Below are 2,506 nucleotides of genomic sequence, written 5' to 3' on the forward strand. Positions count from 1 at the left end.
TAGCCCATAGTACTTGTTCTTTGGTTCTTATTTCGGAACTACCTTTTGTGCTTGTTTCTTCTTGGTTCTCTTTTTGAAACTGCGTTTATATTATTTTGACCTCTTTATTTTATATTATCTATTATCCTGTTATTTTTTTATTTTTTCTTGACTTTTTATTATTAATTCTTATTATTTTTCTTATATTTTTATCTCTATTTATCTTTAAAATCTTCGATTTTATAGTTCTATTTTATGAACCGTTTATTTTTCGCTTTGTTCTTATTGTTTTTAGCAATTAAAACACAATAAAAAAGGGCGTCATATCAGTGTATGACACCCTTTTAGGTCGGTTATTTATCTATTATCATGCCCATGATAATTTTCTGGTGTTCCTCCTAGTTGATGGAACCGTTCGTACATATAGCCTGAGAGCTCTTCGAACGCCATATTTAAACGGTTAAAAGCATTTCTAGTGCCGATATATTCACGGTCTTCTAATAACGCTCTTCTTGTATATGCGACTTCTTTCGCAAATGCGACGTTTAAATCATAGGATAGCGAGTTTTTATTTCTGCTTTGAAAGTACTCTAAACCTGCACTCTTGATAGGATTTAAAAGGTCTAGAAGCGGTTGAGGGTCTGGTCTTAATCCTCTCTCTTCAGCAATACTAGGACGTGCCTCTGTAAGCGTCTCAGCTTCTTTTATATAGCCACTATCTTCTAAATCAGCGATAACCTCATCAACTTCTCTTTGAACGTCTTCTCCTTGCTCTAGTGACTCTCTATATCGTACAAAACCACTGACATAATCACTTCTTAACTTTTCAATCTTCTTAACAATACTTTCTGCTTTGTCCTGTTGCCCATCTTCCATTGCGTCGATTAAATCCATGAGTACGTTTAATTCTTCGATTTCTATTTTACGGACTTTCAGTAATCTCCATGCTTCTCCGATACTATCTTCGTCTAAATCGCCATCTAGCTTTTCTCTTGCTCGTTTTAACTGCTTTACCGACGGTTGATTATCTTCTTCGTCTAAATCTTCTTCTATCGCTTCTATATGCTCATCTATACGGTCTCGTGCACTCTGTGCGACATTCTTTACATCTGCGTCTATATCTAATTTATCGCCTTGCTTAATAACACGCTGCTGCACCTTACCTAACGCATGTGATAGATTGCTATACTCTTTTCTCAACACATTCATATACTCATATCGTGCTTCTAAACTACTTAGATATGGCTCCATCATGCCCTGTGCTTCATTCATCATTTGTTCAATCGTTATAAATTTATCTAAATTCGTTGTAGCCATTACTCAATCCCCCTTAACACAATCTCTGTTCTCGGATTATTCATCTCTTGAAACTTGCCCATCGATACCATTGCAACACGACTATCTTTAACATCTAAGCCCCTAAAAATACCATCAAGAACGGCTTTGAGTAAGTTATCTATATCTGGTGCTGTGGTTCTTGTTAGCTTTTTAAGCCTTTTTTGACTTTTAGGTGCTTGTACGTAAAACATGATTTCGGCTTTTACACCTAACTCTGTATTTATCACTTCATAAAAATCATCGTTAATAGCGTTATCCCTTGCTAATTGAGCTTGTATTGCGTCTAAATAATCACTATATGCTTGGTCATAATACGTTATGGTTCTTCCATCATCTAAACGTCTCGTACGTGGTCTTGGCGTCCCCATCGGTGGTTGCTCTATTGTATACTTCCATACCTTAGCCATCGGCTTCTCATCTCCTATTTATCACGCTTTTGTGCGTCCCAAAACTCTGAAATTCTGTCTGCTTCACTTGCTTTATATGCCTTTTCTTTCTCTTTTCTCTCGGGACTATCTTTAGGTAATGCTTTAATTTCTTCTAGTAACGCTTGTCTTTCTTCATTATGTCGGGCTACAACCTCTGATTTTGTATGGTCTTGAGACACTTTATCATTTTTTTGTTGGTCTTCATTTTCTTTTATTTTCGGTGCTGCTTTTGGCTTATTTTCATAACCTAAATAATCCATATTCATATCTTTGGTATGTTTTTGAATAACTTCGGCTTGTGATTGTAAATCTACGTCTGATTTTTTCTTTGGTTTTTCATACTTTTCTGGGTGCTCGATTGTGTCGTTAAATAGCTCTATAACAGTGTTTAATTGGTTTAATGTGAATACTTCTCCTAGTGCATATAATGGGTTGTTTTCATCTGTCATTTCTTTGATTTGTTTCTTATATCTGAAAATTGCTGTCTTTCCTAATCCTAAATTTTCAGCAAGTAATTTCCAGTGAGCGTCATTTACAATCCACTCTGCGATATTTTCACTTTTTGTCTTTGAAATACTTAACGGTTTTTGTGTTTTTGTGTTTGCCATAATCAATCGCTCCCTTATCTATTAATGTCTATTATTTACATATTTATTTATATCTATACTTATTAGTCTATTTATCTCTTTAATTACACTTATAAGTAAACAACCAGTTTTGCCCTATAAATACCGTTAGGTATTAATTTATAGCATTTATAG

General features: G+C 34.6%; 3 protein-coding genes. All 3 read right to left on the reverse strand.

What is annotated here, in order from left to right; translation table 11 throughout:
* Positions 1–336 precede the first annotated feature (336 nt).
* Genes HS848_RS12435 through HS848_RS12445 form a run of 3 tightly spaced genes read right to left on the reverse strand, consistent with a single transcriptional unit; the run spans position 337 to position 2,353 of the window.
* On the reverse strand, positions 337–1,296 hold the full coding sequence (locus HS848_RS12435) for a hypothetical protein (RefSeq protein WP_198612550.1): 960 nt from the start codon (positions 1,294–1,296) through the stop codon (positions 337–339).
* Entirely contained in the window at positions 1,296–1,724 is a 429-nt protein-coding gene (locus tag HS848_RS12440; RefSeq protein WP_198612551.1) for a RusA family crossover junction endodeoxyribonuclease, read from the reverse strand. The genes HS848_RS12435 and HS848_RS12440 overlap by 1 nt, the downstream gene beginning before the upstream one ends.
* Positions 1,725–1,738: 14 nt before the next feature.
* Positions 1,739–2,353 carry a hypothetical protein gene (locus tag HS848_RS12445; protein WP_198612552.1) on the reverse strand — a complete coding sequence of 205 codons (615 nt, stop codon included), beginning with the start codon at positions 2,351–2,353 and terminating at the stop codon, positions 1,739–1,741.
* Positions 2,354–2,506: the final 153 nt, after the last annotated feature.

The sequence above is a fragment of the Staphylococcus caledonicus genome (assembly GCF_016238465.1).
In the GTDB taxonomy this organism is placed as follows: Bacteria; Bacillota; Bacilli; order Staphylococcales; family Staphylococcaceae; genus Staphylococcus; species Staphylococcus caledonicus.